The organism is Bradyrhizobium sp. SMVTL-02 (assembly GCF_051853005.1).
GTDB lineage: Bacteria > Pseudomonadota > Alphaproteobacteria > Rhizobiales > Xanthobacteraceae > Bradyrhizobium.
The window spans coordinates 5,061,702-5,087,558 of record NZ_CP182469.1 but is presented as its reverse complement, the minus strand read 5'-3'; the positions used below and the strand labels follow the sequence as shown (position 1 = coordinate 5,087,558).

Annotated in this window: 27 protein-coding genes and 3 tRNA genes; 21 read left to right on the top strand and 9 right to left on the bottom strand. The window is 64.8% G+C overall.

Features of this window, described 5'->3' with window-relative positions:
- Positions 1–186: 186 nt before the first annotated feature.
- Positions 187–261, bottom strand: a tRNA-Thr gene (locus ACNJYB_RS24195).
- 163 nt (positions 262–424) lie between these two features.
- Entirely contained in the window at positions 425–886 is a 462-nt protein-coding gene (locus ACNJYB_RS24190; protein ID WP_439368864.1) for a hypothetical protein, read from the bottom strand.
- A 285-nt stretch (positions 887–1,171) separates the two neighbouring features.
- On the opposite strand from ACNJYB_RS24190, the gene ACNJYB_RS24185 reads away from it, so the two are divergent.
- Both ACNJYB_RS24185 and ACNJYB_RS24180 read left to right on the top strand, forming a co-directional pair.
- Entirely contained in the window at positions 1,172–1,657 is a 486-nt protein-coding gene (locus ACNJYB_RS24185) for a hypothetical protein (protein WP_439368862.1), read from the top strand.
- Positions 1,658–1,713: 56 nt separating this feature from the next.
- Positions 1,714–2,187, top strand: coding sequence for a hypothetical protein (locus tag ACNJYB_RS24180; RefSeq protein WP_439368860.1), 474 nt, complete (start codon positions 1,714–1,716; stop codon positions 2,185–2,187).
- A gap of 165 nt (positions 2,188–2,352) precedes the next feature.
- Here the strand turns inward: ACNJYB_RS24180 and ACNJYB_RS24175 are convergent.
- Positions 2,353–2,438, bottom strand: a tRNA-Tyr gene (locus ACNJYB_RS24175).
- Positions 2,439–2,645: 207 nt separating this feature from the next.
- Here ACNJYB_RS24175 and rlmB point away from each other — a divergent pair.
- The gene (gene rlmB, locus ACNJYB_RS24170) at positions 2,646–3,473 is read left to right on the top strand and encodes a 23S rRNA (guanosine(2251)-2'-O)-methyltransferase RlmB (RefSeq protein ID WP_439368857.1); all 828 of its coding nucleotides are present in this window, start codon (positions 2,646–2,648) and stop codon (positions 3,471–3,473) included.
- A 9-nt stretch (positions 3,474–3,482) separates the two neighbouring features.
- On the opposite strand, the gene ACNJYB_RS24165 is transcribed toward rlmB, so the two are convergent.
- Together ACNJYB_RS24165 and ACNJYB_RS24160 are read right to left on the bottom strand one after the other, a co-directional pair.
- The gene (locus tag ACNJYB_RS24165) at positions 3,483–4,514 is read right to left on the bottom strand and encodes an LLM class flavin-dependent oxidoreductase (RefSeq protein ID WP_439368855.1); all 1,032 of its coding nucleotides are present in this window, start codon (positions 4,512–4,514) and stop codon (positions 3,483–3,485) included.
- Positions 4,515–4,650: 136 nt separating this feature from the next.
- On the bottom strand, positions 4,651–5,574 hold the full coding sequence (locus tag ACNJYB_RS24160) for a LysR family transcriptional regulator (protein WP_439368854.1): 924 nt from the start codon (positions 5,572–5,574) through the stop codon (positions 4,651–4,653).
- Positions 5,575–5,686: 112 nt separating this feature from the next.
- Between ACNJYB_RS24160 and ACNJYB_RS24155 the strand changes: the two genes are divergently transcribed.
- From ACNJYB_RS24155 to ACNJYB_RS24145, 3 genes are read left to right on the top strand one after another with little or no spacing between them, the layout of a single operon-like run.
- On the top strand, positions 5,687–6,973 hold the full coding sequence (locus ACNJYB_RS24155; protein WP_439368852.1) for an MFS transporter: 1,287 nt from the start codon (positions 5,687–5,689) through the stop codon (positions 6,971–6,973).
- Positions 6,952–7,368, top strand: a complete 417-nt coding sequence (locus tag ACNJYB_RS24150) for a GAF domain-containing protein (protein ID WP_439368851.1) — start codon at positions 6,952–6,954, stop codon at positions 7,366–7,368. The genes ACNJYB_RS24155 and ACNJYB_RS24150 overlap by 22 nt, the downstream gene beginning before the upstream one ends.
- Before the next feature lie 13 nt (positions 7,369–7,381).
- Entirely contained in the window at positions 7,382–8,629 is a 1,248-nt protein-coding gene (locus ACNJYB_RS24145) for an amidohydrolase family protein (protein WP_439368849.1), read from the top strand.
- On the opposite strand, the gene ACNJYB_RS24140 is transcribed toward ACNJYB_RS24145, so the two are convergent.
- Complete coding sequence (locus ACNJYB_RS24140) at positions 8,630–10,687, bottom strand: ATP-dependent helicase (protein ID WP_439368848.1); 2,058 nt, start codon at positions 10,685–10,687, stop codon at positions 8,630–8,632.
- Between the two features lie 128 nt (positions 10,688–10,815).
- Here ACNJYB_RS24140 and ACNJYB_RS24135 point away from each other — a divergent pair, with 128 nt between their 5' ends.
- Positions 10,816–11,406 carry a TMEM175 family protein gene (locus ACNJYB_RS24135; protein ID WP_439368847.1) on the top strand — a complete coding sequence of 197 codons (591 nt, stop codon included), beginning with the start codon at positions 10,816–10,818 and terminating at the stop codon, positions 11,404–11,406.
- Between the two features lie 9 nt (positions 11,407–11,415).
- Here the strand turns inward: ACNJYB_RS24135 and ACNJYB_RS24130 are convergent, their stop codons facing one another.
- On the bottom strand, positions 11,416–11,796 hold the full coding sequence (locus tag ACNJYB_RS24130; RefSeq protein WP_439375634.1) for a YciI family protein: 381 nt from the start codon (positions 11,794–11,796) through the stop codon (positions 11,416–11,418).
- Positions 11,797–11,998: 202 nt separating this feature from the next.
- Here ACNJYB_RS24130 and ACNJYB_RS24125 point away from each other — a divergent pair, with 202 nt between their 5' ends.
- Positions 11,999–12,178: a hypothetical protein gene (locus ACNJYB_RS24125; protein WP_439368846.1), complete on the top strand. Its 180-nt coding sequence runs from the start codon at positions 11,999–12,001 to the stop codon at positions 12,176–12,178.
- Positions 12,179–12,204: 26 nt separating this feature from the next.
- Entirely contained in the window at positions 12,205–12,408 is a 204-nt protein-coding gene (locus ACNJYB_RS24120; protein WP_439368844.1) for a hypothetical protein, read from the top strand.
- A gap of 11 nt (positions 12,409–12,419) precedes the next feature.
- Here ACNJYB_RS24120 and ACNJYB_RS24115 read toward each other — a convergent pair whose 3' ends face one another.
- A complete protein-coding gene (locus tag ACNJYB_RS24115) occupies positions 12,420–13,133 on the bottom strand; it encodes a substrate-binding periplasmic protein (protein WP_439368843.1) in 714 nt (237 codons plus the stop codon).
- 314 nt (positions 13,134–13,447) lie between these two features.
- Here ACNJYB_RS24115 and ACNJYB_RS24110 point away from each other — a divergent pair, with 314 nt between their 5' ends.
- The 7 genes from ACNJYB_RS24110 to fcl all read left to right on the top strand — a co-directional run bounded on the left by ACNJYB_RS24110 (position 13,448) and on the right by fcl (position 20,395).
- Complete coding sequence (locus ACNJYB_RS24110) at positions 13,448–15,859, top strand: ATP-binding protein (RefSeq protein ID WP_439368841.1); 2,412 nt, start codon at positions 13,448–13,450, stop codon at positions 15,857–15,859.
- A 318-nt stretch (positions 15,860–16,177) separates the two neighbouring features.
- A tRNA-Gly gene (locus ACNJYB_RS24105) sits at positions 16,178–16,251 on the top strand.
- A gap of 105 nt (positions 16,252–16,356) precedes the next feature.
- Complete coding sequence (locus ACNJYB_RS24100) at positions 16,357–16,809, top strand: metallophosphoesterase family protein (protein ID WP_439368839.1); 453 nt, start codon at positions 16,357–16,359, stop codon at positions 16,807–16,809.
- A 224-nt stretch (positions 16,810–17,033) separates the two neighbouring features.
- A complete protein-coding gene (locus ACNJYB_RS24095) occupies positions 17,034–17,762 on the top strand; it encodes a Crp/Fnr family transcriptional regulator (RefSeq protein WP_439368838.1) in 729 nt (242 codons plus the stop codon).
- 213 nt (positions 17,763–17,975) lie between these two features.
- Positions 17,976–18,239, top strand: coding sequence for a hypothetical protein (locus tag ACNJYB_RS24090; RefSeq protein WP_439375633.1), 264 nt, complete (start codon positions 17,976–17,978; stop codon positions 18,237–18,239).
- Positions 18,240–18,393: 154 nt separating this feature from the next.
- Positions 18,394–19,464 (top strand): GDP-mannose 4,6-dehydratase, encoded by a 1,071-nt coding sequence (gene gmd / locus ACNJYB_RS24085; protein ID WP_439368837.1) that lies wholly within the window; start codon positions 18,394–18,396, stop codon positions 19,462–19,464.
- Positions 19,445–20,395 (top strand): GDP-L-fucose synthase, encoded by a 951-nt coding sequence (gene fcl / locus ACNJYB_RS24080; RefSeq protein WP_439368835.1) that lies wholly within the window; start codon positions 19,445–19,447, stop codon positions 20,393–20,395. Before gmd ends, fcl begins: the two co-directional genes overlap by 20 nt.
- Positions 20,396–20,545: 150 nt before the next feature.
- On the opposite strand, the gene ACNJYB_RS24075 is transcribed toward fcl, so the two are convergent.
- Positions 20,546–21,409, bottom strand: a complete 864-nt coding sequence (locus ACNJYB_RS24075) for a formate/nitrite transporter family protein (protein ID WP_439368833.1) — start codon at positions 21,407–21,409, stop codon at positions 20,546–20,548.
- A 169-nt stretch (positions 21,410–21,578) separates the two neighbouring features.
- On the opposite strand from ACNJYB_RS24075, the gene ACNJYB_RS24070 reads away from it, so the two are divergent.
- The 5 genes from ACNJYB_RS24070 (at position 21,579) to ACNJYB_RS24050 (ending at position 25,762) form a co-directional block, all read left to right on the top strand.
- Complete coding sequence (locus ACNJYB_RS24070) at positions 21,579–22,031, top strand: DUF2231 domain-containing protein (protein WP_439375632.1); 453 nt, start codon at positions 21,579–21,581, stop codon at positions 22,029–22,031.
- The gene (locus ACNJYB_RS24065; protein WP_439368831.1) at positions 22,028–23,362 is read left to right on the top strand and encodes a PQQ-dependent sugar dehydrogenase; all 1,335 of its coding nucleotides are present in this window, start codon (positions 22,028–22,030) and stop codon (positions 23,360–23,362) included. Before ACNJYB_RS24070 ends, ACNJYB_RS24065 begins: the two co-directional genes overlap by 4 nt.
- 19 nt (positions 23,363–23,381) lie before the next feature.
- Entirely contained in the window at positions 23,382–23,612 is a 231-nt protein-coding gene (locus ACNJYB_RS24060; protein WP_439368830.1) for a hypothetical protein, read from the top strand.
- Between the two features lie 13 nt (positions 23,613–23,625).
- Positions 23,626–23,796, top strand: coding sequence for a hypothetical protein (locus tag ACNJYB_RS24055; protein WP_439368829.1), 171 nt, complete (start codon positions 23,626–23,628; stop codon positions 23,794–23,796).
- A gap of 568 nt (positions 23,797–24,364) precedes the next feature.
- Positions 24,365–25,762: an MFS transporter gene (locus ACNJYB_RS24050; protein ID WP_439368827.1), complete on the top strand. Its 1,398-nt coding sequence runs from the start codon at positions 24,365–24,367 to the stop codon at positions 25,760–25,762.
- Positions 25,763–25,857 lie beyond the last annotated feature (95 nt).

Below are 25,857 nucleotides of genomic sequence, written 5' to 3'. Positions count from 1 at the left end.
GCTCTAGCGTCACCGTCGAGGCAACCACGATGGCGATGGCCAAGGCGACAGCGGATAGGGCTAAGGCTGCTCGATCATTCGGGTCCATCGCGAGACCTCCGCGAGGTCGGTCTACGGTAGAACGATAACGCCGAACTGGTGATTTGGTTCTTGCGTCAGGCCACGACGCGGTGTCGGCTAAACCCATGGTGCCGGCTGAGGGGATTGAACCCCCGACCTTCGGTTTACAAAACCGCTGCTCTACCGCTGAGCTAAGCCGGCGACGCTGGGACGTGGGCAGCCGGCCTGCGCCGGGGCTGTCCACCCGTGGGCGCCGCAATACCAGACTTGATTGGAAAGTGCCAGAACCCGCGCACGATCCTCGAGGACATCATTGAGGCGGCCCTTGGGGCCGCCTGACAGGTCGCGCTCGACTTGAGCCGTCTTACTGGCAGATGTGCCGCCGCCCGTCTTCACCCTTGAACCAGGTGCCGGGTGTGCAGACGAAGCCGTTGCGCTGGGCGTAGGTGCGGGTGTCCCAGCCACGATTGTCCCATGAACGGTCGTAGGCGTAGGAATTGTCCCACGCGCGGAACGGCGCGGTTGCGATCGCGCCCGCTGTGCCGATCGCGGCGCCGGCTACGCCAGCCGCAACGTCGGTCGGCCAGAAGCCGGTGGGGCTCCTGTTCCAGTCGTTGTCCCAGTCGCCGTTGGTCTGGCGGTAGCCGACGCGGCGGTGGCGATAGCCGCGCTCGGTATAGGGGTTGCCAGGCCCGAGGTTCTGGCAATTGGCGTTGGGGAATTGCGCGGAGCAGCGGCCGGGATTGTTGATCACCGCTTGCGCCATGGCGGAGCCAGCCAGCATGGTTGCTGCAATCGCGGTGGCTCCAAGGAGTTTGATGTTCATGGTTGTTGATCTCCCGTTTTGATTGGACGGGTGCTTAAACGCTGACGATGCCGCGCGTTCCGATCAAACCAGCCGAATTTGCACATCGACGGTCAAACGGATGTGAGCATGTCACGTGTTCCGGTGCCGCGGTCCGGCGCCGTTAATGCTTCACTAGCCCGTGGCGCAGCATTTGAGCAGCTACCGATCCTTACGCGTTAGGCTTACCGGAATTTGGTGAGCGGGCCTTAACCCTCTCGGTGTCGCGATCGGTTAGGTTGTGTTCCGGATAACCGGAACCTTCTCATGCGCGCTGTGGCGCTCGCTGCCTTCTTGATCGGACTGCCTGCGACGGCGTTGGCCGGCGGCGGCTTCGACATTGTCGTGCCCGGTCGCCCCGGCGTGCCCATCATCATCAACAACATCGATGCGTCCTATAGCGTCGTCGTCGGTGTCTGGGGCCTGGGCAAGAACGTCCAGGTGCAGCCGACTATCTATGGCGGGCGCTATATCGCCGAGCGGCAGCCTTCCGACGTCGGCCATTATTATCCGACGCTGGGCTTGCGGCCCGGCTACGGCCGGCTCGAGGTCGAGCCGCCCGCGAACCGCAGATTGCCAAAACCCGCCGAGAGCTACCACCAGAGCTGGGGCGCGTCGTCCGCGCCGCTGCCGGCGCAGATGGACGTGCCGGTCGATCCGCCGCCGGTGATCTACGCACCCGAGATCAACGATCGTCCGCGGCGCCCCCGGCCTCGGCCGCACGTCGAAATCCCCGGCAAGCCGCCGGGTTAAGAAGCATCAAGCATCCAAGACAAAATCCAACAAACGGAAATCAACAGGAGAGAGTAATGCGTCAAATGATTTCGGGAGGGGTCGCGGCGGCTGCCGTGATGTTCGTCGGGGCTGCGCCTGCCGCGGCGTGCGGCTTCACCACGTGCGCACCCGTTGCACCTGTCTATACCGGCTGCAATACCGGCTGCGGAGGCTATGGTTATGGCTACGGCTATAGCTATGGCGCCTTTGAGCGTCTCGCCGAGCCGGCCACGCAGTACTATTATGTCAACCAGGGTCCGACCTATACCGGCCCGGGCGCCTTCGCGCCGTATCCGACCTATCGTGAGGACGCGGTCGTCGCGCCCGCCAATTACGGCTACGGCTATGGCTACCGCGCCGCCCCCTATCACCGCCCGTATCGCTACGGCTACGGTCCGCGCTACGGCTATCTGCCGCGCGTGCATTATGGCTACGGCCCGCGCTATGGCTACGCCCACCGTTACGCCCCGTACTACGGCGGCCATCGCGCGCTGCGCCGCTCCTACTGATCGCTTGATCGGTTGAGTTACGAGACGCCCGTTCGCACAACGCGGACGGGCGTTTTGCTTTTCTGATGTGCCCGTGTCGCACGAGCGTTCACACAATCCAGCTAAGAAAAGTTCGTCGTGTTCGAGGTGGCTTGCCAAGCCGAAGCTCGCGAAGCGAGCGAAGGCTGGTGGGGGAGGCAGGACTCGAACCTGCGAAGCCATGAGGCGGCTGATTTACAGTCAGCTCCCTTTGCCACTCGGGACACTCCCCCGCTCGACGGCAGCACAATCGGGCCGGACCTTGCCGGCGGACCGAAGACGGCCATGGAACGTGAAGGCCGCGACAGCCCGGATGGGGGCGCGACCGGGCGCGTTTATGGGCGAAGCGGTGGGGCAAAGTCAACCGAGGCGAACAGCTAAAATCACCGCTGGAGGCACCCAAATTGCCATATTCCGGCGCCCGTGACACAAGCGAGCCCATGACGGACAAAAAATTCGCCCCGAGGGGCCCCCGCGGCGGGACTAAGCCCTTCAACAGGCCCGGAAAATCGGCTGGCCGCCCGGCCTGGCGCGACCGCGATTCGCAATCCGACGGCCCGGTCATCCTCTATGGCTGGCACACCGTCACCATGGCGCTCGCCAATCCAAAACGGCGGATCCGCAAGTTGACACTGACCGAGAACGCCGCAAGGCGGCTCGCGGAGGAAAACATCGCGACCCGCGTCGCGCCCGAGATCGTCCGACCCCAGGAGATCGACCGCCTGCTGTCGCCCGACGCCGTGCATCAGGGCTTGCTCGCCGAAGCCGATCCTCTGCCTTCGCCTGACATCGAAAGCCTGAAGCAGGAAGGCATGGTGCTGGTGCTCGACCAGATCACCGATCCGCACAATGTGGGCGCCATCCTGCGCTCGGCCGCGGCCTTTGCGGTGAAGGCGATCGTCACCACCGCGCGCCACAGCCCGGAAGCCACCGGCGTGCTTGCAAAAGCCGCCTCGGGCGCGCTCGAACTCGTACCAATGGTGACCGTGCAAAACCTCGCCCGCGCGCTGATCGCGCTCAACGAGCGCGGCTTCCAGACCGTCGGCCTCGACAGCGAGGGCACCGAGAACCTCTCGGACGTCGCGCTGCGCGAACCGCTTGCGCTGGTGCTAGGGGCCGAAGGCAAGGGCCTCAGGCAATTGACCCGCGAGACCTGCAGCGTGGTGGCACGGCTCGACATGCCCGGCGAGATCAAGAGCCTCAACGTCTCCAACGCCGCCGTGCTCTCGCTCTATGTCGGCGCAAGCCGGCTCGGGCTGATGAAGTAACCACGAGTGCTACACCATCATCTCCCGTACCAGCGGCACCACCTTGCGCCCATAGAGCTCGATGCTCTTCATCAGCTTCTCGTGCGGCAGGGGCCCCGCCGAATATTTCAGCTGGAACCGTGAAATCCCGAGCGCCTTCGTGGTCTTCGCGATCTTGCGCGCTACGGTTTCCGGAGAGCCGACATAGAGCGAGCCGTGCTCGGCCTCGTTCACGAATTCGTCGCGCCCCATGGGCGGCCAGCCGCGCTCCTTGCCGATGCGATCGCGCATCACCTTGTAGTCGGGCCATAGCTCCTCGCGCGCCTGCGCATCGGTCTCGGCGACATAGCCGGGCGAGTGCACGCCGATCGGCTGCGCCGGGCGGCCGAACTCCTCGAAAGCGCGGTGATAGAGATCGACGTAGGGCGCAAAGCGCGCGGGATCGCCGCCGATGATCGCGAGCATCAAGGGCAGGTCGTAGTGCGCCGCGCGCACCACCGATTGCGGACTGCCGCCGACGCCGATCCATGTCTTCAGCCGGCCGCTCTCGACCGGCGGATAGACCAGCTGATCCCTGAGCGGCGGGCGCAGCTTGCCTTGCCAGGTCACCGGCTGCTGCGACAGCAGGGCGGCGAACAGTTCGAGCTTCTCCTCGAACAGCTCTTCGTATTTGCGCAGGTCGAAGCCGAACAGCGGAAAGGATTCGGTGAAGGAGCCGCGGCCGAGGATCACCTCGGCGCGCCCGTTGGAGAGCGCATCCAGCGTCGCAAAGCGCTGGAACACGCGGATCGGGTCGTCCGAGCTCAGCACCGTCACGGCCGAACCGAGATGGATGCGCTTCGTGCGCGATGCGATTGCGGCCAGCACGGTCTCGGGCGAGGAGATCGCGAAATCGGCGCGGTGATGCTCGCCCAGCCCGATGAAGCCGAGGCCGAGCTCGTCGGCCAGCACGGCCTCGTCGACGACGTTGCGGATCACCTGCGCGTGGGGAAGCATCGCGCCGGAGGCGTCCTTGGTGACGTCTCCAAAGGTATCCAGTCCGAATTCAAGCGGTGCGGTCATCGATGGGGTCTCTGCGGGGCGCGACAGGCGCGTCGTGTGGGAGGAAAGCGTTGCGGTGGAGCTAGGAGATGGAAGCCGTTTCGACAATGCTGATCCGGGAAAGGCATCGTTTCCGGTTCTTCATCGACCGGCGACCTCAACTGGATCCGGCGAACATCTCGACCAGGGTTTCGCGCAGCCAGCGCTGCGCCGGCACCGTGTCGTTGCGCTGGTGCCAGAACAGGCTGACGATGCGCGGCGGCGCCTTGAGTGGAAGCGGCATGGCGTGCAGCAGCGGCGCGTGCCGTGATTGCGAGCGCAGGTCGCTCGGCAGCACGGCGATCAGGTCGGACTGGCGCACGACCTCGTAGGCGGCGCTGTAGTGATTCACGGTCGCGACGAGGTTGCGCGACAGCCCGCGCGAGGCGAGGAAGAGGTCGTAGGACGGCATGGTCTTGCCGGCGAGGCTCACGTCCACATGTCCAGCGTTGAGGAAGGTGCGCGTGCTCAGCCGTTTCTGGGTGGCGAGCGGATGGCCGCGCCGCATGAAGCAGGCATAGTCGACCGTCCACAGCGAGCGCGAGCGGATGGAGGCCGGCTGCTGCGCCTCATTGACATAGACGCTGAGCACGCAGTCGACCCTGTTGTCCTCGAGCTGGTCGGCAATCTCGACGACGGTATTGGGCACGGTGTGGACGCGCGACTTCGGCGCAACCTTGCCGAGATGGCCGAGCAGGTCCGGCATCACCAGCGAGGAGACGTAGTCCGACATCGACAGGCTGAATTCGGTCTGTGCACGTGCAGGATCGAACACCTGCTCGTCGAGCGCACCGCGCACGCTTTCCAGCGCCTCGCCGATCGGCTCCCACAGCGCAGCCGCTCGCTGGGTCGGGCGGATGCCGGTGCCGGCCCGCACGAACAGGGGATCGCCGAGCGCGTCGCGCAGCCGCGCCAGCGCGTTGCTGACCGCGGGCTGTGTCATCCGCAACGCAGTCGCGGCACGCGTGACGCTGCCCTCCGTCATCAGCGCCTCGAACACTTTCAGGAGGTTGAGGTCGAGCGCGCGGAACGACACGAACATTCACCATGGTGATACATCAGATCATGATTATAAATTATGACGATAATGTCACTTTGTCTATGGTTCCCTCCCGAGCGGCGCGCCGGGCCCGTGACATCAGAGGGGACTTTTCATGTCGATGATATCGGCGCGCATCGAGCGCCTTCCGTTCGCACGCTTTCACACGCACCTGTTGCTGATGGGCGGGCTCGGCTACATGTTCGACGCGATGGACGCGGCCGTGCTGGCCTTCATCCTGCCGGTGCTGCGCACGGCGTGGAATCTGACGAGCGTGCAGATCGGCGTGCTCGGCAGCAGCACCTATATCGGCTTCCTGTTCGGCGCGTTGCTGGCGGGCACGCTGGGCGACCTGATCGGCCGCCGTGCGGTGATGATGTCGGCGCTGGCGCTGTATTGCGCGGCGTCGATCGTGAGCGCGATGGTCGACACATGGCCGTCCTTCTTCGCCGCGCGCGTCGTGGCCGGCATGGGCACCGGCGCGGAGAGCGCGATCATCGCGCCTTACCTCGCCGAATTCGTCGCGCGGCGCTATCGCGGCAGCTTCACTGGGGCGCTCGCGGGCTTCTTCTCCTTCGGCTTCGTCGCTGCGGCCCTGCTCGGCTACTTCATCGTTCCCACTTCCGACAATGGCTGGCGCATCGTGCTGGTCATCACGGCAGTGCCGGTCGTCATGCTGCTGTGGTGGCGCAGGGCGCTGCCGGAATCGCCGCGCTGGCTCGAAAGCCGGGGCAGGGGCAAGGAAGCCGAAGCCTTGCTGGACAGGATCGAGGCGGGCTTTGCGCGCGCGGGCCATGTCCTGCCGCGGCCGGTGGTCGAAGCAGCCGTGCCAGCGTGCGCTGGCGGAACGCTGCTCGCCAATTTCACGGCGCTGCTGGCGAGCCGGCAGGCGCGCATCACCGTCATGACCTGGATCATGTGGCTGGCGATCACCTTCAGCTATTATTCCTTCTTCGTCTGGATCCCCGGCCTGCTGGTCCAGAACGGCATGAGCATCACCAAGAGCTTCGCCTATTCGATCGCGATCTATTGCGCGCAGATTCCTGGCTATTTCAGCGCCGCGTATTTCAACGAGCGCATCGGCCGGCAGGCGACGATCGCGACCTACATGGTGCTCGGCGGCCTCAGCGCGCTCGGGCTCGCCTTCGCGCAGAGCGACCAGCAGATCATGGCGGCGGGAATCTTCCTGTCCCTGTTCATGAATGGCACCTATGCGGGCGTCTATGCCTATACCGCCGAAGTGTTCCCGACGCCGGTCAGGACCACGGGCGCGGGGCTCGCTTCCGCAATCGGCCGCATCGGCGCGATCGTGTCGCCGATCCTGGTCGGTGTTCGGTGTCACCACCGCGGTGCTGCTGCTTGCAGCCGGATGCGCTGTTCGTGGCGCTGGACCAGGCCGTGAAGTCGGCGATCGGGCACAAGCTGTTCACGATCCTCACCTATGACGAGGCGACCAGCGAACTGGCTCGCATTTACTCCAATCTGCCCGGTCCGTACCCGACCGGCGGACGCAAACGGCTCGCGCCCGGACCGTGGACCGAGGCCGTGCTCGATCGCGGCGAGGCCTATATCGGCCGAACCCGGGACGATTTGCGCACGGTCTTCTCCGACCACGAGCTGATCGCTTCGCTCGGCTGCGAGAGCGTGCTCAACATGCCCGTGCGCTGGCGCGGGCGCACGCTCGGCTCGCTCAATCTGCTTCACGAGGCGGGGTGGTATGGCGAAGATGATGTCGCCGCGTGCCTTCCCTTTGCCCAGCTCACCTTGCCGGCGCTGCTCGCGCCGGCCGATCTCTGATAGGACTGTCGCGATGCCCAGCATCCTCTTCAAGAACGCCGCTCTGCTCGACCCGCTCCAGCCGGAACTGCTGGAGGGACAGCACGTACTGGTCGAAGACAATCTGATCAAGGAGGTCTCCGACCGGCCGATCCAGGCCGCTGCTGATCGCACCATCGATCTCAAGGGCAAGACGCTGATGCCCGGCCTGATCGATCTTCACGTGCACGCCATCGCCGTCGAGCTCAATTTGGCGCAACAGGTGCACATGCCGAACGTGCTGGTCACGCTGCGCTCGACATTGCTCTTGCGCGGCATGCTGCGGCGGGGCTTCACCACCGTCCGCGATGCCGGCGGTGCCGGCCACGCGCTGAAGCAGGCAATCGAGACCGGTCTCACCGACGGACCGCGGCTGTTCGTCTCCGGCCGCGCGCTTAGCCAGACCGGTGGGCATGGCGACATGCGCGCACGTTCCGATTACCTCGCGAGCGATGCGCCATGTCCGTGCTGCGTGCGTGTCGGCGCGCTGGCGCGCGTTGCCGACGGCGTCGACGGCGTGCGCAAGGCCGCGCGCGAAGAGCTCCAGATGGGCGCCGACCAGATCAAGATCATGGCCTCTGGCGGCGTTGCCTCTCCGACCGATCCGGTCGGCGCCTTCGGCTACTCCGAGGACGAGATCCGCGCCATCGTCGAGGAGGCGCGCGGGCGCCAGACTTATGTGCTTGCGCATGCCTATACTGCTGCCGCAATCGAGCGCGCGGTCCGCTGCGGCGTGCGCACGATCGAGCACGGCAACCTGGTCGATGCGCCGACCGCGCGTTTCATGGCCGAGAACGGCGCCTATGTGGTGCCGACGCTCGTCACCTACGAGGCGCTGGCCAACGAGGGCGCCCAATATGGCCTGCCGCCGGAGAGCGTCGCCAAGATTGCCGATGTTCGCGACGCCGGCCTGCGCTCGCTCGCGATCTATCGCGATGCCGGCGTGAAGATGGGCTTCGGCAGTGATCTGCTCGGGCCGTCGCAGCGCCTGCAGAGCGACGAATTCCGCATCCGTGCCGAGATTCTCGGCCCGCGCGCCGTCATCGCCAGCGCGACATTGATCGGCGCCGAGGTGCTCGGCATGGAGGGCAAGCTCGGTCGGATCGCGCCCGAAGCTATTGCGGACCTGCTCGTGGTCGACGGCAACCCGCTGCGCGAAGTTGCCTGCCTGCTCGGCCAGGGCGAGTACATTCCAATGGTGATGAAGGCAGGCAAGGTCCAGTTCGACCGGCTGGGCGCGTAACTACCGCCACATCCCGCGCATCTTCGCGCCGATGTCGATCTTCGGCCCTTGCGCCGCGGTGCGCGCCGCGCCCGGGGCGGCCTTGGGCCAGGCGGTGCGCTCGAACAGATAGACCAGGGATTCCGGGATGAAGCGGGTACGCGAGGCATAGACATGGCGGTCGCCCTTGGCGGCCTGGCCGTGGACGAAGAAGCGTTGCGGCACGACGAGGTGCAGATCGTCCTTGGCGCGGGTCATCGCGACATAGAGCAGGCGGCGCTCCTCCTCGATCTCGGCGCTGGTGCCGGCGCCGAGATCGGACGGCATGCAGCCGTCGACGACGTTGAGCACGAACACCGATTTCCACTCCTGGCCCTTGGCGGAATGGATGGTGGAGAGGATCAGATAATCCTCGTCGCGCAAGGGTGGACCTGATTTGTCGCTGGTCGCATCCGGCGGATCGAGCGTTAGCTCGGTCAGGAATTTCTCGCGCGAGGAGTAGCCGCTGGCGATCTGCTCGAGCTGCATCAGATCGGCGCGGCGCGTCTCGGAATCCTCGTGGATGCGATCGAGATGCGGCTCGTACCAGAGCCGCACGCGTTCGAGGTCGACCGGCCATTCCGAATAGCGCAGATTTGCGACCGTGCGGACGAAGTCGGTCCAGTCCGCGCCCGCGCGCGGCGGCACCGGAAGCTGGCCGAGTGCGTGCAGCGGCTCGGTGCTCTCCGCCATCTGGTCGAGCACGCGCTGCGCCGTCGCAGGGCCGATGCCCGGCACCAGATGCAGGATGCGGAAACCGGCGACGCGGTCGCGCGGATTTTCGGCAAAGCGCAGTAAGGCCAGCACGTCCTTGACATGCGCGGCATCGAGGAATTTCAGCCCGCCGAACTTCACGAACGGGATGTTGCGGCGGGTCAGCTCGATCTCGAGTGGACCGGAATGCGAGGAGGTCCGGAACAGCACCGCCTGGTGCTTGAGCAGGGCGCCTTGCTCGCGATTGGCCAGCACCGCCTCGACGATGTAGCGGGCCTGGTCGGCCTCGTCATGCAACGTGACGAGCTGCGGCTTCTGTCCGGAGGTCCGGTCGGTCCAGAGGTTTTTGGTGAAGCGCTCGCGGGCGAGGCCGATGACTCCGTTGGCGGCCGCCAGCACCGTTTGCGTCGAGCGGTAATTGCGGTCGAGCGTGATCATGTCCGCGCGCGGCGAAAAGCTCTGCGGAAAATCCAGGATGTTGCGCACGGTGGCGGCGCGGAACGAGTAGATCGACTGCGCGTCGTCGCCGACCACGGTGAGGCCGCGGCCGTCCGGCTTCAGCGCCAGCAGGATCGAGGATTGCAGGCGGTTGGTGTCCTGATATTCATCGACCAGCACGTGATCGAAGCGGCCACCGATTTCCTCGGCGACCAGCGCATCGCTCATCATCTGCGACCAGTACAGCAGCAAATCGTCGTAATCGAGCACGTGCTGGGACTGCTTGGCCTCGACGTAAGCTGCGAACAGGCCTTTCAACTCGGCGGCCCAGCCGGCGCACCAGGGATAGTGCTGCCCCAGCACCCTCTCGATCTCCGTCTCGGCGTTGACGCAGCGCGAATAGATCGACAGGCATGTGCCCTTGGCCGGAAAGCGGCTCTCGGTTCTCGACAGGCCGCGCTCGTGCCGGACCAGGTTCATCAGGTCGGCGGAATCCTCGCGATCGTGGATGGTGAAGGCGGGATCGACGCCGATCCGCTCGGCATACTCGCGCAGGAGGCGCGCGCCGATGCCGTGGAAGGTGCCGGCCCAGGTGAGGGCGTCGCGCATGATCGCGGCGTTGTTCTCCCCGAGCACCTTGCGGGCGATACGCTCGACCCGCCCGGCCATCTCGGCTGCGGCGCGGCGCGAAAACGTCATGAGCAGAATTCGGCGAGGGTCGGCGCCGGCGACGATCAGGTGTGCGACGCGGTGGGCCAGCGTGTTGGTCTTGCCGGAGCCGGCGCCGGCAATGACGAGCAGGGGGCTTCCCACGGTCGCGCCATCGGCCACGCCATGCTCGACGGCGCGGCGCTGCTCCGCATTGAGCGTGTCCAGATATGTTGCCACGAATCGCCCCGGTGAAAGGAGCAGAGTCGGCGATCCCGGCGCGAATCGCAATGCGGCTGGACGGAACCGGCATTAGGATTTAGGGGGAAGACGGCCCACGGTTCCAGCCCGAGAAGAGCACGCCCGGCATGACCGAGCTCAAGCCCGACCAGTTCGAGATGCGGCGGCTGGAATCGCTCAGCAACACCATCTTCGGCGTCGCCATGACGCTTCTGGCCTATGACCTGCCCAAGGCCGCTGTGTTCACCAGCGTACCCGGTTGGGACGATCTTGCCCGTGTCTATTCCGGCAAGCTCGCCGGCCTGGCGCTCAGCTTCATCATCGCCGGTGTGTTCTGGATCAGCCATCACCGGCGGCTGGCGCGCCAGCCGTTCGGCAGCCGTGGCGTGGTGATCCTCAACCTGTTCTTCCTGCTCTCGATCGTGCTGCTGCCGGTGACCAACGGCCTCTACACGAATTATGGCATGAGCAGCGCCGTCGCCGTGCTCTATGGGCTGCACCTGACCGCGATCGCCGGGCTCAATGCCTGGCTGTGGTGGACGATCCTGGGCGGCTGGCGCCCCGAGATCATGGCGTCGCTGTTTCCGCTACTCGTGTTCATCCCGGGCACCGTCGTGGCGGCATTCGCGCCGCACGTCGCGCCCTTCGTGTGGTTCGTCGCTTTCGGCGGACTCCTGATCCAACGCTTCTATGCCGCGCCGGCCAGGACGGACGCGTAAGACGCTGGCTCACCTCTTTGTCGCGCCGAACCCATCGGCCGGCACGTAAAGCTTGACCGGCCGGATTTCGTAGACCGCGGTCGGGTTGACCTCGCGCAGCTTCCGCGCCGCCGCGATCGCCTCCTCATCCGTGTCGTATTCGACGAGGTGGAAACCGAGAAGCTGCTCCTTGGTCTCGGCAAACGGGCCGTCCAGCACCATGCCAGCGCCGGGGCCGCGCAAGGTGCGCGCCTTTTTTGTGTCATCCAGGCGGGCAGCGGGCCCAAGGTGTCCGCTGGCCCGCAGGGGCGCCTGAACCTCGATGACTTTGGCCACCACCGCGGCATCCTGCTCCGGCGTCCAGGACAAAAGCTCGTCTTCCACATGATAGGCCAGGATCGCGTAAAACATCGTCACCTCGTTGAACTTGCTGCGCGCGTCCAAAGGACGTATCACCACGCCCGCAGCCGACAATCCCCCTCGACAAAATATTGCGTCGTGCAGGCCTCGACGAAACCATCCTGAAACCCGATTGCGACCGGCCGGCGTGAACGCCGCCTGAAGCCGATGCGACTGATGACCACCAAGAAGGCTGAGGAATTTGGAGGCGGCAATGTTTGGTCAGTCCATCAACATCATCTCCGACGCGCGGCGGGCGGCCCGATCGGGGCAGGCCGATCTGCACGACCAGAGCGGTCACCACCGCTATTACGGCAGTTCGGCCGAGAATGGCCGCGAACGCATTGTCGAGAGCCGCCGCGGCAAGCGCCCGCGCAATGTCTGCGGCTCCTGAAGTCTCTGGCGACACCGGTTTCGCAGATGAGCGTCCTGCAAATCTCGATCGCCGCATTACCATTCCTGCTCTCGCTGGCGAGCCGGAACGGCAATGCGATCGCGCCATGCCTGGTCACGAGCATATTCACTGTGCTGCTCGCCGAAGAGCCCCACCGGGCGGTCGTGGCCTGGTGCGTCGGCGTGCTCATTGCCGCCGTCGCCTTTCGCGAACGGCTTCACACGACCTGAGCCGGCGACCGTTACGGTGCGCTCAGGATCTGCGTGACCAGCCTCTCACGCAGCGTTGCCAGTTCGCCGCTCGCCTCCAATTGCGCGATCACCTTGCCGACCTCAGGCACCAGAGCGCGATGGCGTTCGTGCAAGTAGTGATAGATCTGGATGCGCTCGAGCGGTGGCGAGAGCGGGTAGATCCTGGCCTGCAGGTTGAGCTTTCGCACGGCGACGAGCCCGCTGAAGAGGTCGGTGACCATCAGGTCGAAACGATCGGCATCGAGCATCCTGACCATGCTCTCCAGGTTGGTCGTCGCCGTGACGCGGGCCATGCCGCGCGTGCCGGCCTCCGATGAGCCGACGCCGCGGACGATGCCGATGCTGTAGTCTCGAATTGAATCCCAACCGGCGACATCGAAATGGAGCTTCGTCGTGAACACCGCGGGCTCGATGTAGTTGATCGCCGGCGTGACCTGGACCAGCGTCGGATAGTCGCGGGAGAGCGTCCCGATCCGCTGGATCTCGCCGTCGACTTCGCCGGCGCTCGACAGCGCGAGCGCCCGCTTGCCGGGAACGTCCTCGAATTCGAGCTTGATGTTCAGCTTGGCGTAGACAGCCCGCAGCATCTCGCCGCCGACATATTGATCGGGGATGTCGGCGATGCGCGCCAGCCGGATCAGGTCCTGCGCCTGCGATGGAGCGGCTGCGAGCAAAGACAGCCAGGCGACGGCAATCCGCCACATCACGCTTTCCTTTCGAACTTGCTACCGGTGGATTCGGAGGCCCGCGCGATCTACCGGGGGTCGCGCCCGCGGGCCGGCAACGCTCGCCCGCGACGTGAGGCGACTCCGGACTTTCACCGGTGTCATTCTAGCACGCGAGGTGCTAGCTTGCCCGAGAATCCTGCTGCTGGGCGCAAGATATGACCCTGCCGACCTCAAGCCGCCCATGGGCCGACAGGATCGCCACGCGCCTCGCGTGAAGAGAATCTCAACTATCGAATGCTCGCGGCCGCGTCCCGCGGGCCGAAGCGGCCGCCATTCCGGGGACATGGTGCATGGGTAACTCAGGCGATGAGAATTCCAAGCGCAGCCGCGCCGTTGCCCCGGCGGCCGCGAAGCAGGATCTGAGCGGGATCGGCGCTGCATTCGCGCCGGCGATGATGGGAGCGCTGCTGTCGCGGATCTTCAACTGGTCGCGCGGCGGCATCGGGCCGCGCCTGCTGGCCGCCGTGCTGCTGTTCTCCTCGGTCGTGACGCTCGTGCTGACCGCGCTTCAGCTCTATCTCGACTACAACCGTGAGGTCGGCGTCATCGAGACGCGGCTCGAGGAGATCGGCCGCAGCACCACCGGCAGCCTCGGCGAGAGCCTGTGGAATCTCGATCAGAACCAGCTCAGGCTCCTGCTCGACGGTATCTTGCGGCTGCCCGACATCCGCGCCGCCGAAGTGCGCGAGATCGCCGATCGTCCCAATCCGATCCGTGTCGCGATCGGCGAGCCGAACACCCGTTCGATCGTGACGCGCGACTATCCGCTGACCACCACCGTGCAGGGGACCGTGCGCACGATCGGCGTGCTCCACGTCGAGGCGACGCTGAGCGAGGTCTATCGGCAATTGCTGAACCGTGCCCTTGTCATTCTGGCGAGCCAGGCGGCAAAGACCTTTGTCGTCTCGCTGTTCATCATCTACATGTTCCATCTGCTGGTGACGCGGCATCTGGTCACCATCGCCGACTTCGTCAGCAAATACAGCCTGGCGCGGCCGCCGGCGCCTTTGCAGCTGGAGCGCCGTCCGACCTACGATCCCGACGAGCTCGACAAGGTGATCGTCGCCTTCAACTCCATGTGCGCCAATCTCGAGCGCGCTTATGGCGAGCTGCGCGAGGCCAACGCCAATCTCGAGCGTGACCTGAAGATCCGCCGCAGCGCCGAAGAAGACGCCCGCGCGAGCGAACAGCGCTTCCGCGACTATGCCGAGACCGCGTCCGACTGGTTCTGGGAAACCGGACCGGATCATCGGTTCACCTACATATCGGAGCGGGCCGGCACCTTCGGCATGGACCACAAGGCGGTGATCGGCAAGCGCCGCGTCGACGCCGCTTTCGACCACGAGGCCGAGCCGGAGAAATGGCGCGCGCACATGGCGACATTGGACCGTCACGAGCCGTTCCGGAAGTTCGAATATCGCGGTCGCGATGCGAACGGGCGCATGCGCCATTTCAGCGTCAACGGCCGGCCGGTGTTCGCGTCAGACGGACGCTTCATGGGCTATCGGGGCTCCGCCACCGATGTCACCGCGCAGCACGAGACCGAGGAGCGGCTGCGCCAATCGCAGAAAATGGACGCCATCGGCCAGCTCACCGGCGGCGTTGCGCATGACTTCAACAACGTGCTCACCGTCATCACCGGCACCATCGAGATCATCCAGGAGGGGCTCGCGGACAGGCCCCAGTTCGCCGCCATCGCGCAGCTCATCGACGATGCCGCCACACGCGGCGCCGAGATCACCTCGCAGCTCCTGACCTTCGCGCGCCGGCAGCCGCTCGAGCCGCGCGGGATCGACGTCAACGCCCTTGTTTTGGAGACCGCAAAGCTGCTGAAGCCGATCCTGGGCGAGCATGTCGAGATCGTGACCCGGCTCGCGGACGACGCCTGGTCGGCGATGGTCGATCCGTCGCAGCTTTCGTCCGCGATCGTCAATCTCGCGGTCAACGCCCGTGACGCGATGCCTGGCGGCGGCAGGCTGACGCTCGAGACCGCGAACCGGGAACTCGACGGCGCGGAAGGGGCCGACGAGGGCGATGTGGTCCGCGGCGCCTTCGTGATGGTCGCGGTCGGCGACACCGGCCACGGCATTCCGGCCGACATCCGCGAGCGCGTGTTCGAGCCGTTCTTCACCACCAAGGGCGTCGGCCGCGGCACCGGGCTCGGGCTCAGCATGGTCTACGGCTTCGCCCGCCAGACCGGCGGCACCGTCGCCATCGAGACCGAGGAGGGGCACGGCACGATTGTGCGCTTGTTCCTGCCGAGGTCGGAGGGCGAGGCGCCGGCCAGGACGGCGCCGGTGCACCCGCTCGTCGCAGCGCGCGGGCATGAGACGATCCTCGTGGTCGAGGACGATCCGCTGGTGCAGGGCTATGTCATCGCCCAGCTCGGCAGTCTCGGCTACCGCACGCTCGCTGCCGGTGACGGCGCATCCGCGCTCGTTCTGGTCGACCAGGGCGCCAAATTCGATCTCCTGTTCACGGACATCATCATGCCCGGAGGCATGAACGGCCGCGAATTGGCCGACGCCGTCCGGCTCCGCCGGGCCGGGGTGAAGGTGCTCTACACCTCCGGCTATACCGACGACACCATCGTCCATGAAGGGCATCTCGATCCCGGCGTGGCGCTGCTTCAGAAGCCATACAGGAAGTCGGAGCTGTCGCAGAAGATTCGCGAGGTCCTTGCGGGCGAGCCGGCTGCCTGAGCCGTGCCGACAGACGAAAAAGGCGCGGCGGGGAGGCCCCGCCGCGCCCGATTTCTTGCTCGCTGGTCCAGGGCTGAGAACGCCCCGATGCCAAGCCCGTTTCAAGGCCTAGCGGGCGATCCCAGCGAGGTGACAGCGCTCGAGATAAGACACTGGATCACCTCCTTTCGTTGGTTTCGGGAGACTTCAATATAGGGCGGCATCGCCCGGCCGTTAAGGGGCGGGCAAAACGCCGGGAACAGGGGTGCTGTTGACGCGGGGAAAGACCGCCCGGAGGCAGTTGAGACCGCCGCCCGGCCGTGTTAGGGGATCGCCAACGCGGGTGTAGCTCAATGGTAGAGCAGCAGCCTTCCAAGCTGAATACGAGGGTTCGATTCCCTTCACCCGCTCCAATGATTTCAAGTGCTTATTCTGCCTCGATCGTTTCTTCGCAGAGCGGTGCTGCCGCTCGTCCGGACAGCGAGTCGCAACGCCGTCCCCCGGTTACGACGATCGGCGTGATTTCGGACACGCACGGGCTGTTGCGGCCGGAAGTCGGGCAGTGCTTTGCCGGAGTCGCCCATATCATTCATGCCGGCGATATCGGCGGCGAGCATGTGCTCGAGGGGCTGCGCAGGATCGCGCCGGTCACGGCCATCCGCGGCAATGTCGATAGCGGCGATTGGGCGCGGAACTATCGCGATACGGAAACCATCCGCCTCGGCCGGTACGTCTTCTATGTCCTGCATGATCTGACCGAACTCGAGAGCAAGCCTGCCCCCGACGGCATCGACGCCGTGATCTACGGTCATTCGCATCGCGCGAGCATCAGGACGCAGGACGGCGTCCTTTATCTAAATCCCGGAAGCGCGGGACCGAGGCGCTTCAAGCTCCCGATCTCACTTGCGACACTCGATCTCGATGATGGTGCCGAGCTTCGGCCGGTCCTGCACACGCTCGGTGAGGCTTAGCGGCGATGGCAGGGGTGAGACTTGCCGAATCGCACCTATAAGCACGTCAACGTTATGTTTTTCCGTCAAAAGTTGCTCGATGGGATATTTTGGAACGATCGTGTAACTTTGCGTTGTCTTGGATCGCCGGCAGATATCCTCGGGCGCCGGTGCTGAGAGTGTAGCGCTCCCGCCTAACAGGCCGGAGTGGTTTGCGCCATGTCGGGTCTCAAAAGGAGCATCCGATGCCGGCAAACCTCGTTTCCGCGCTGATCACGAAGCTGACGGTGTCCAACGAGCTGGATGCCGAGGACATCCGCGCCATTCAGGGCCTTCGGATTCACGAGCGGCATCTCGACGCTGGCGAAATCATCGTGGCCGACGGAGAGCGGCCCACGGACTGTTGCCTGATCGCGGATGGATTCGCGTTCCGGTCGAAGACGACGGCGGATGGAGATCGACAGGTTCTCTCCATTCACATACCCGGCGAAATCCCCGACCTTCAAAGCCTTCATCTCAAGGTCATGGATCATGACCTCGTCGCCGTCACGCGCTGCAAGCTGGGCTTCATCTCCCACGAGGATCTGAGAGCGGTCAATCTGCAGCGTCCGAACCTGGCGTCGGCACTGTGGCGCGAAACGCTGATTGATGGAGCTATCTTCAGGGAATGGATCGTCAACGTCGGACGAAGGGAGGCGACACCGAGAATGGCCCACCTCCTGATTGAATTGCATCAGAGGCTCAAGGCGATCGGGCATACGCGAGACGGCGAGTTCGGCTTGCCCATTACGCAAGCCGACCTCGGAGATTGCCTGGGATTGTCGGTGGTGCACACCAACCGGGTCCTCCAAAACCTCCGCAAGGAAGGATTGGTGGTGGTGAGCAGATCGGAGTTTCACATCCTCAAGGCAAAGGAGATGGAAGAGCTGGCGGGCTTCGACCCGACCTATCTGCATCTCAGTCCGACCACCTGATTGAGCTTGTCGCTGTCCCGAGAAATCACCGCCATCCGAGATCCTGGATAATGTCGCGCCATCCAGTTGAACGCTGGCAACCTGCTCGCGTTCCTGGCGGTCATCGTGGAGGAACCGGACGGGCCTGCAACGGACAATGGAGGAAGGCAGCTTAGGAACGATCGAGCCGGGTTGCGGTTCGGCAACGAAGAGGTCGAACGACAGTGTGATTTGATGACGCATATCATCTTCAGCGACTACCGCAATCCGGCCGCCGAGCAGGCATATGATATCGCGTGGGACTTTCTCGCGCGCGCGGGAGCCATCCAGGATGAATTCGAGGCGTGCGTATTCCTCGCGCAGCGCATCGCGACGATGGTCGACGAAGGACAGACCAATCGCATCCGGATGGCCAATCGCGCGATCGCCCAATATCAGCACCACATTGGCGAACGCGAAGATATCATCCGATGTGGCGGCTGTCGGGGTGCTCAGTAAGCCCGCGGCCCCCCGCGTGCCGGAATCGCCCAACAAAGCCGGTAACCCTTTTCCTATATTGGGTTGACCCCGGCGGCCGATCTGTCAGAGAAGATGGTGGCCGGAACTGGAAAACAGGCGGCCCCTCGGGGCGTGTTGGGAGTGGGTAGCAGATATGGCTGAGCGGATCGCTCTCATCACCGGCGTGACCGGCCAGGACGGCGCCTATCTCGCCGAATATCTGCTGTCGCTCGGCTATGTCGTGCATGGCATCAAGCGGCGCTCGTCCTCGTTCAACACGGCGCGGGTCGACCACCTCTACCAGGACCCGCATGTCGGCAACGTGCCGTTCCTGATGCATTATGGCGACATGACGGATTCGACCAATCTGATCCGCCTGGTGCAGCAGATCCGCCCCACAGAGATCTACAATCTCGCCGCGCAAAGCCACGTCGCCGTCAGCTTCGAGAGCCCCGAATACACCGCCAATGCCGACGCCATCGGCGTGCTGCGTCTGCTGGAAGCGATCCGCATCCTCGGCATGGAGAAGGAGACGCGGTTCTACCAGGCCTCGACCTCCGAGCTCTACGGCCTCGTGCAGGAGATCCCGCAGAAGGAGACGACGCCGTTCTATCCGCGCTCGCCTTATGGCGTCGCAAAGCTCTACGGCTATTGGATCACGGTGAACTACCGCGAAGCCTACGGCATGTTCGCCAGCAACGGCATCTTGTTCAACCACGAGAGCCCGATCCGCGGCGAGACCTTCGTCACGCGCAAGATCACGCGCGGCGTGTCGCGGATCGAGGTCGGTATCGAGGACACGCTCTATCTCGGCAATCTCGAGGCCAGGCGCGACTGGGGCCATGCCAAGGACTACGTCGAGGGCATGCACAGGATCCTGCAGGCCGACAAGCCTGACGACTTCGTGCTCGCCACCGGCGAGATGCACTCGGTCCGCGAGATGGTCGAGCTGTCCTTTGCGGAGGTCGGCCGCCGCATCGAATGGCGGGGCAAGGGCGTCGAGGAAACCGGCATCGACGAAAAGAGCGGCAAGACCGTCGTGAAGATCGACCCGACCTATTTCCGCCCGACCGAGGTCGATGTCCTGGTCGGCGATGCCAGCAAGGCGCGCGAGGTGCTGGGCTGGACGCCGAAGCGGACGTTCGCAGAGCTGGTCGCGGAGATGATGAGAAGCGATCTGGCCGAGGCGAAGCGGGATGCAGGCCATGGTAAAGGCACCGTTTGAACTGAAAGGCAGACGGGTCTATGTCGCCGGCCATCGCGGCATGGTCGGCAGCGCGCTCGTGCGCCGGCTCGCAGCGGAGGACGTCCAGCTCGTCACGGTGGCCAGGGGCGAGCTCGATCTGCGCAACCAGGCCGCCGTGTTCGACTGGTTCGCAAGGGTGCGGCCGCAGGTGGTGTTCCTCGCCGCGGCCAAGGTCGGCGGCATCGTCGCCAACGACACGCTGCGGGCCGAGTTCATCTACGACAACATCGCGATCGCCGCGAACGTGATCCAGGCTGCGCGTCAGAACGGCGCCGAGAAGCTGATGTTTCTGGGCTCCTCCTGCATCTATCCGAAGCTGGCGCCGCAGCCCTTGCGCGAGGACTCGGTGCTGACAGGCCCGCTGGAGCCGACCAACGAGCCCTATGCGATCGCGAAGATCGCAGGGATCAAGATGGTGGAGGCCTATCGCAGCCAGTATGGCTGCGACTTCATCAGCGTGATGCCGACCAATCTCTACGGCCCTGGCGACAATTATCATCCCGAGATGAGCCACGTCGTCGCCGCCCTGATCCGCCGCTTCCATGAGGCGAAGATGGCAGGCGCCAAAAGCGTCGTGGTGTGGGGCACCGGCACGCCGCGGCGCGAGTTCCTCTATGTCGACGACATGGCGGATGCCAGCGTGCACCTGATGAAGACCTATTCCAGTGCGGAGCTGGTCAACATCGGCACCGGCGAGGACATCACCATCGCCGAATTCGCGCGCCTCGTCGCCGACATCGTCGGCTACAGCGGCGAGATCTCTTTCGACACCTCGCGGCCCGATGGCACCCCGCGCAAGCTGCTCGACGTCAGCCGTCTCGACAAGCTCGGCTGGCGCGCGACGACCTCGCTTCACGACGGCTTGAGGCGGGCATATCAATCTTATCTTGCCGAAACAGCGTCCCGATAGCCCCGGCTTGCTCTCTTTCGCCTCCTTCTTCTCGCGTTCCTTCCGGGCACGGTCGACTGCACCGCCCTGAGGCTGTCCGCTGAACTTCGCTACTCACGCAAGCGGGGCTCGCGCTCATCGTTCCTGTGCAAGGAGCGGCATCCGCGCGATCTATTCCCTGTGGTCGTTGATTTCGGCGGCGACCTGCCCGTAATTCAGCAGTGCAACCAGGGTCGTTCCACCCAGGATGTTGCCGAGCAGGGTCGGCATGAAGAAGTCCAGGGCATATTGGGCGAGCGATGCCCGGTCGCTCTGCACCAGGAACGCGCACTCGACCGAGCCGGCGATGATGTGTGCGAACTCGCCGAGTGCGACCACATAGGTCATCACGACGATGATGTGCGCGCGCGTCCCCTTGGCGGCTGGAAGAAGCCACGCCATCAGGGCGATCAACCAGCCGGCAAAGACCGCGCGCACGAGGGTCGTCACGAACGTTCCCTCGACGGTGCGGCGGCTGAGATCGACGAAGGCGTCCACGATGCGCGGTTCGAAAATGCTGGTGTGGGCGAGCACGGATCCGACCGCCCAGGTTCCTGCGATGTTCGAAACCAGCACAAGGCCCCACAGCTTGAGCACGCTTCGCAAGGTGGCGAGATCGCGGTGGTGCAACAGTGGCAGGATCGGGGTCAGCGTGTTCTCGGTGAAGAGTTGCTGCCGCCCCAGGACCACGACCAGAAAGCCGACGGTATAGCCGAGCGGGGCCACCAGGCGGCGGGTCGCATCGTCGGAAATCAGCGCGTGAAACTCGCCCTCGACGACGAGGGACAATCCCATCGAGAGGCCGGCGGCAAGACCGGACAGCACGATCGCCCACCATAGCCGTTCCAGTTCCTGCTCGCCCTCGGCGCGGATGGTCTCATGGATGAGCGCGGCGCTTGGCCGGCTCTGCGATTCGATCTGCTTGGTCTGACGAGGCGAGACGCCGTCGAGCTTTGAGGCAGGGTTGAAGGAGGCGCCATCGCCAGGCTGATCCACTTTGAAGGTCTCCGGAAATCACTTGGTTGACTTCAAGGCGACAAAACTCCGTCGGTTCCGCGAGATTGCTCGGCCGCTGCATGCGCTTTGCACTGCACAGAGGCTAGGAACCTTCACTGCACGCATGAGTTGGCCGGTCGGGCAGGCGATAAGCCACACGAGGCCGACCGTGCAGGAAGACGTGCGCGTGCGCAGCACCGCGCAAATCGCGGGCCATCCGATTCATCCGATGCTGGTGCCGATTCCGATCGCGTGCTTCATCGGGGCGCTGCTGACCGACATCGCCTATGTCGTCAGCGCCGAGATCATGTGGGCGAATTTCTCCGCCTGGCTTCTGCTCGTCGGCGTCATCTTCGGCGTGCTGGCGGCGATCGCGGGCCTGACCGATTTCCTCGGCAACCGCCTGGTGCGGGCGCAGCCGCCGGCCTGGCCGCATCTCATCGGCAACGCGGTGGCGCTGGTGCTCGCCATCCTCAATGCGCTGATCCACACCCGCGATGCCTGGACCTCGGTATGGCCGACCGGGCTCATCCTTTCGATCATCACCGTCCTGATCCTGCCGGTCACCGGCTGGCTGGGCTGGGCCATGGTGTACCGCCACGGCGTGGGAGTTGCGCGATGACGTCGATGCTTGCTCGCGTGCTTGTGTGCGCCTCGCTGCTGTGCCTCGCCGGCTGCGACGACGGTAGCGGCGATCCCAATGCGCAAATCGGCGCCAACCCGAAGCTCCCCGAGATCCAGCAATACCTGCTGCCGCCGATGCACATTGCGCGCATCGTCGGGTGGAAGAAGGACGAGACGCCCTCGGTCGCACGGGGCTTGCAGGCCAAGGCCTTCGCAACGGGCTTGCAGCATCCGCGCTTTCTCTACGTGCTTCCCAACGGCGACGTGCTGGTGGTGGAATCCAAGGCGCCGAAGGGCGCTCCGATCAAGCGGCCCAAGGAAATCGTGATCGGCTACGTCGAGTCCTGGGCGACGTCAGGCGGCGATACCGGCGAGAGCAATCGCATCACGCTGCTGCGCGACGCGAACGGCGACGGCGTGCCCGATACGCAGAGCGTCTTTCTCGATCACCTCAATTCACCCTTCGGCGTCGCGCTGGTCGGCAACGATCTCTATGTCGCCAACACCGACGCCATCGTCAGATATCCCTATACGGAAGGGGACACGAAGATCACCGCGCCAGGCACGGTGCTCACGCCACTGCCGGGCGGGCCGATCGATCATCACTGGACCAAGAGCCTCGTCGCCAGCCCCGATGGTTCAAAGCTCTATGCGGGCGTCGGCTCCAACAGCAACATCACCGAGAACGGCATCGAGGCCGAGCACAATCGCGCCGCGATCCTCGAGGTCGACCGCGACAGCGGCCGCTGGCGCATCTTTGCGAGCGGCCTGCGCAATCCGAACGGCCTCAGCTTCGAGCCGCAGACCGGCGCCCTGTGGACGGTGGTGAACGAGCGCGATGAGCTCGGCCCCGATCTCGTCCCTGACTACATGACCTCGGTGAAGGACGGCGGCTTCTATGGCTGGCCCTACAGCTATTACGGTCAGCATGTCGATCCCCGCGTCAAGCCGGAGCGGCCCGACCTCGTCGCCAAGGCGATCGTGCCCGACTACGCCCTGAGCTCGCATGTCGCTCCGCTCGGAATGGCTTTCTACACCGGCACAAGCCTGCCGAGCGCCTATCGCGGCGGCGCCTTCGTCGGCGAGCATGGCAGCTGGAACAGGCAGAACCTGAACGGCTACAAGGTCGTCTTCGTGCCGTTCAGTGACGGCAAGCCGAGCGGACCGGCACAGGACGTCGTCACCGGTTTCCTGAACAGCGACAATCACGCGCGCGGCCGTCCGGTCGGCGTCGCCATCGACAAGACCGGCGCGTTGCTGGTCGCCGACGACAGCGGCAACACCGTGTGGCGGGTGAGCGCGACGCACCCGCAGCTCACGCAACAATAGAGAGCTGGAGGAGGAGACCATGGGCCTTGCTCAATACGCGATCGTGCCGGTGCAGGACGAATGGGGCGTGCTGCATGACGGCGAGGTCAGGAGCAGATACGCCACCAAGGAGGCCGCGTTCGAGTCGGCGGTCGCCGCGGCGTCCCTGGCGCTGCGCGAGGGACACGAGGTGCATGTCAGCGTGCCCGGTCGCGAAGCCGGAGACAATGCGCTCGGCGTCGCGGATAACGGGCCGCGGAACAGAATCTGAGAAAGAAGCCGCGATGACCAAGCCTCGTGAGCCGAACGGCATCGAACCATCCCGCTCCGAAGACGACATCCAGCGTGACCAGCTCGGACCGCGCGGCGTGCCAGACGCGCCTGATCCGGCCAAGATGACGCCCCAGCGCGATAAGAAGACGCCGAAGCACGTCGATCCCGGCCACACCTCTTGACGCCGGCGAGCCGTTCGCGACCAACAGCGTCACATCATCAGCCGCCCGCGCCGCGCGGCGATCCCGGTCGTGACCTCGGCGCCGGCGTTGAAATCGAGCCGGTCGGCCTCGACGCCGTCGCTGGAGATGACGCCATTTTCCGCCATCAGCGAGAGGATGCGTAATTGCTCCCTGGGAGCGAGCCGGCCGCAGACGAGACTGGTCTGCGAATGGCGGCCCTCAGTATGACGTCGCGTTTTGCAGCAAGAACCCTTATGGTGAGGAGCCTGCCAAAGCGGGCGTCTGGAACTATGCAGCCCGAGCTCGTCCGGCAGCCTCCGCGTGGCATATGCGATGGCCCCTTCGCCCGGAGGTATACGCTCCGGCCTAGATAACATCATGTTAGGTTTATCGCATAACTGGGTAATTGTGTTAGCCCGGCGAAAGCCTATTGTTGGGACCAATCAGACAGCCATCGGCAATGACAAGCGCTCCGCGAAGCTACCGCAGGGCGCCCGGAGAGTGCTGTCCGATTTCGAACGAAGCCCGCCAACGGGACGTCGATAACCCCAGAGGAGGAATCTCTGAGATGACCACGACTCGCGCGATCCATGACAGGAGTCAGTCCAAGAAGGCCGCCGCGAGCGGCTGGATTGGCTCGGCTCTCGAATATTATGACTTCTTCATCTATGCCACCGCCGCTTCGCTGATCTTCCCCCAAATCTTCTTTCCGTCGGAAAATCCCACCGTCGCCATCATCGCATCGCTGGCGACCTATGGCGTCGGCTACGTGGCCCGGCCGATCGGCGCCTTCGTGCTTGGACATTGGGGCGACACCCATGGCCGCAAGACCGTGCTCATCGTCTGCATGTTCCTGATGGGCATCTCGACCATGGCCGTTGGCCTTCTGCCGACCTATCAGCAGGTCGGCATCCTCGCGCCGATCCTGCTCGTCATCCTGCGCCTCGTGCAGGGATTTGCCGTGGCCGGTGAAATCTCCGGCGCGAGCTCGATGATCCTGGAGCATGCGCCGTTCGGCCGGCGCGGCTTCTATGCGAGCTTCGCGCTTCAGGGCGTCCAGGCTGGCCAAATTCTCGCAGCAGCCGTGTTCCTGCCGCTGGCCGCCTATATGCCGGCCGAGGCCTTCAACAGCTGGGGCTGGCGGATTCCCTTCCTGCTCAGCTTCTTCGTCATCGTCGCCGGCTACATCATCCGCCGCGAAGTCGACGAGACGCCTGCCTTTGCGCGCGAGGGCGAGCGCGGAGAGACGCCGCGGTCGCCCATTGTCCAGGCCATCAAGCTGAGCTGGCGCGACATGCTGAGGGTCGTCTGCATGGCCCTGATGAACGTCATCCCCGTGGTCGCGACCATCTTCGGTGCGGCCTATGCGGTCCAGCCGGCCTATGGCATCGGGTTTGCCAAGGACGTCTATCTGTGGATCCCGGTCCTCGGAAACATGCTGGCAGTGTTCGTCATTCCCTTCGTCGGCAATCTCTCTGACAAGGTCGGCCGCAAACCTCCGATCATCGTGGGCGCGCTGCTGTCCGGCTTGCTTGCCTTCGGCTATCTCTACGCCATCAGCATCAGGAACGTGCCGCTCGCGATCCTGCTCTCGCTTTTGATGTGGGGCGTCGTCTATCAGGGCTACAACGCGATCTTCCCCAGCTTCTATCCGGAGCTGTTTCCGACCCGCACCCGGGTGTCGGCGATGGCGATCTCGCAGAACATCGGTACGACCATCACCGCGTTGCTTCCCGCCCTGTTTGCGACCGTAGCGCCTCCCGGCTCGGCCAACATCCCCTTGACGGTGGGGGCGATCGCCTTCGGCATCACGGTCATCGCGGCGCTGGCGGCCGTCACGGCCCGGGAAACCTATCGGATCCGCATCGACGATCTCGGTAATCCCAAGGCCGTTCCGATGCCACTGGCCGATTATGAGCGGCAGCGTGCCGAAGCGGCGAGTGGTGCGACCGCAGTCCCGACCTGACTCTGAGAAAGCCCTGCCGCTGCGATCGATGATGTTTGCAGCGGCAGGGCTCGATTTGTTATGTAACCGCCTAGTCGAACTCGGCGCGCGCGAGC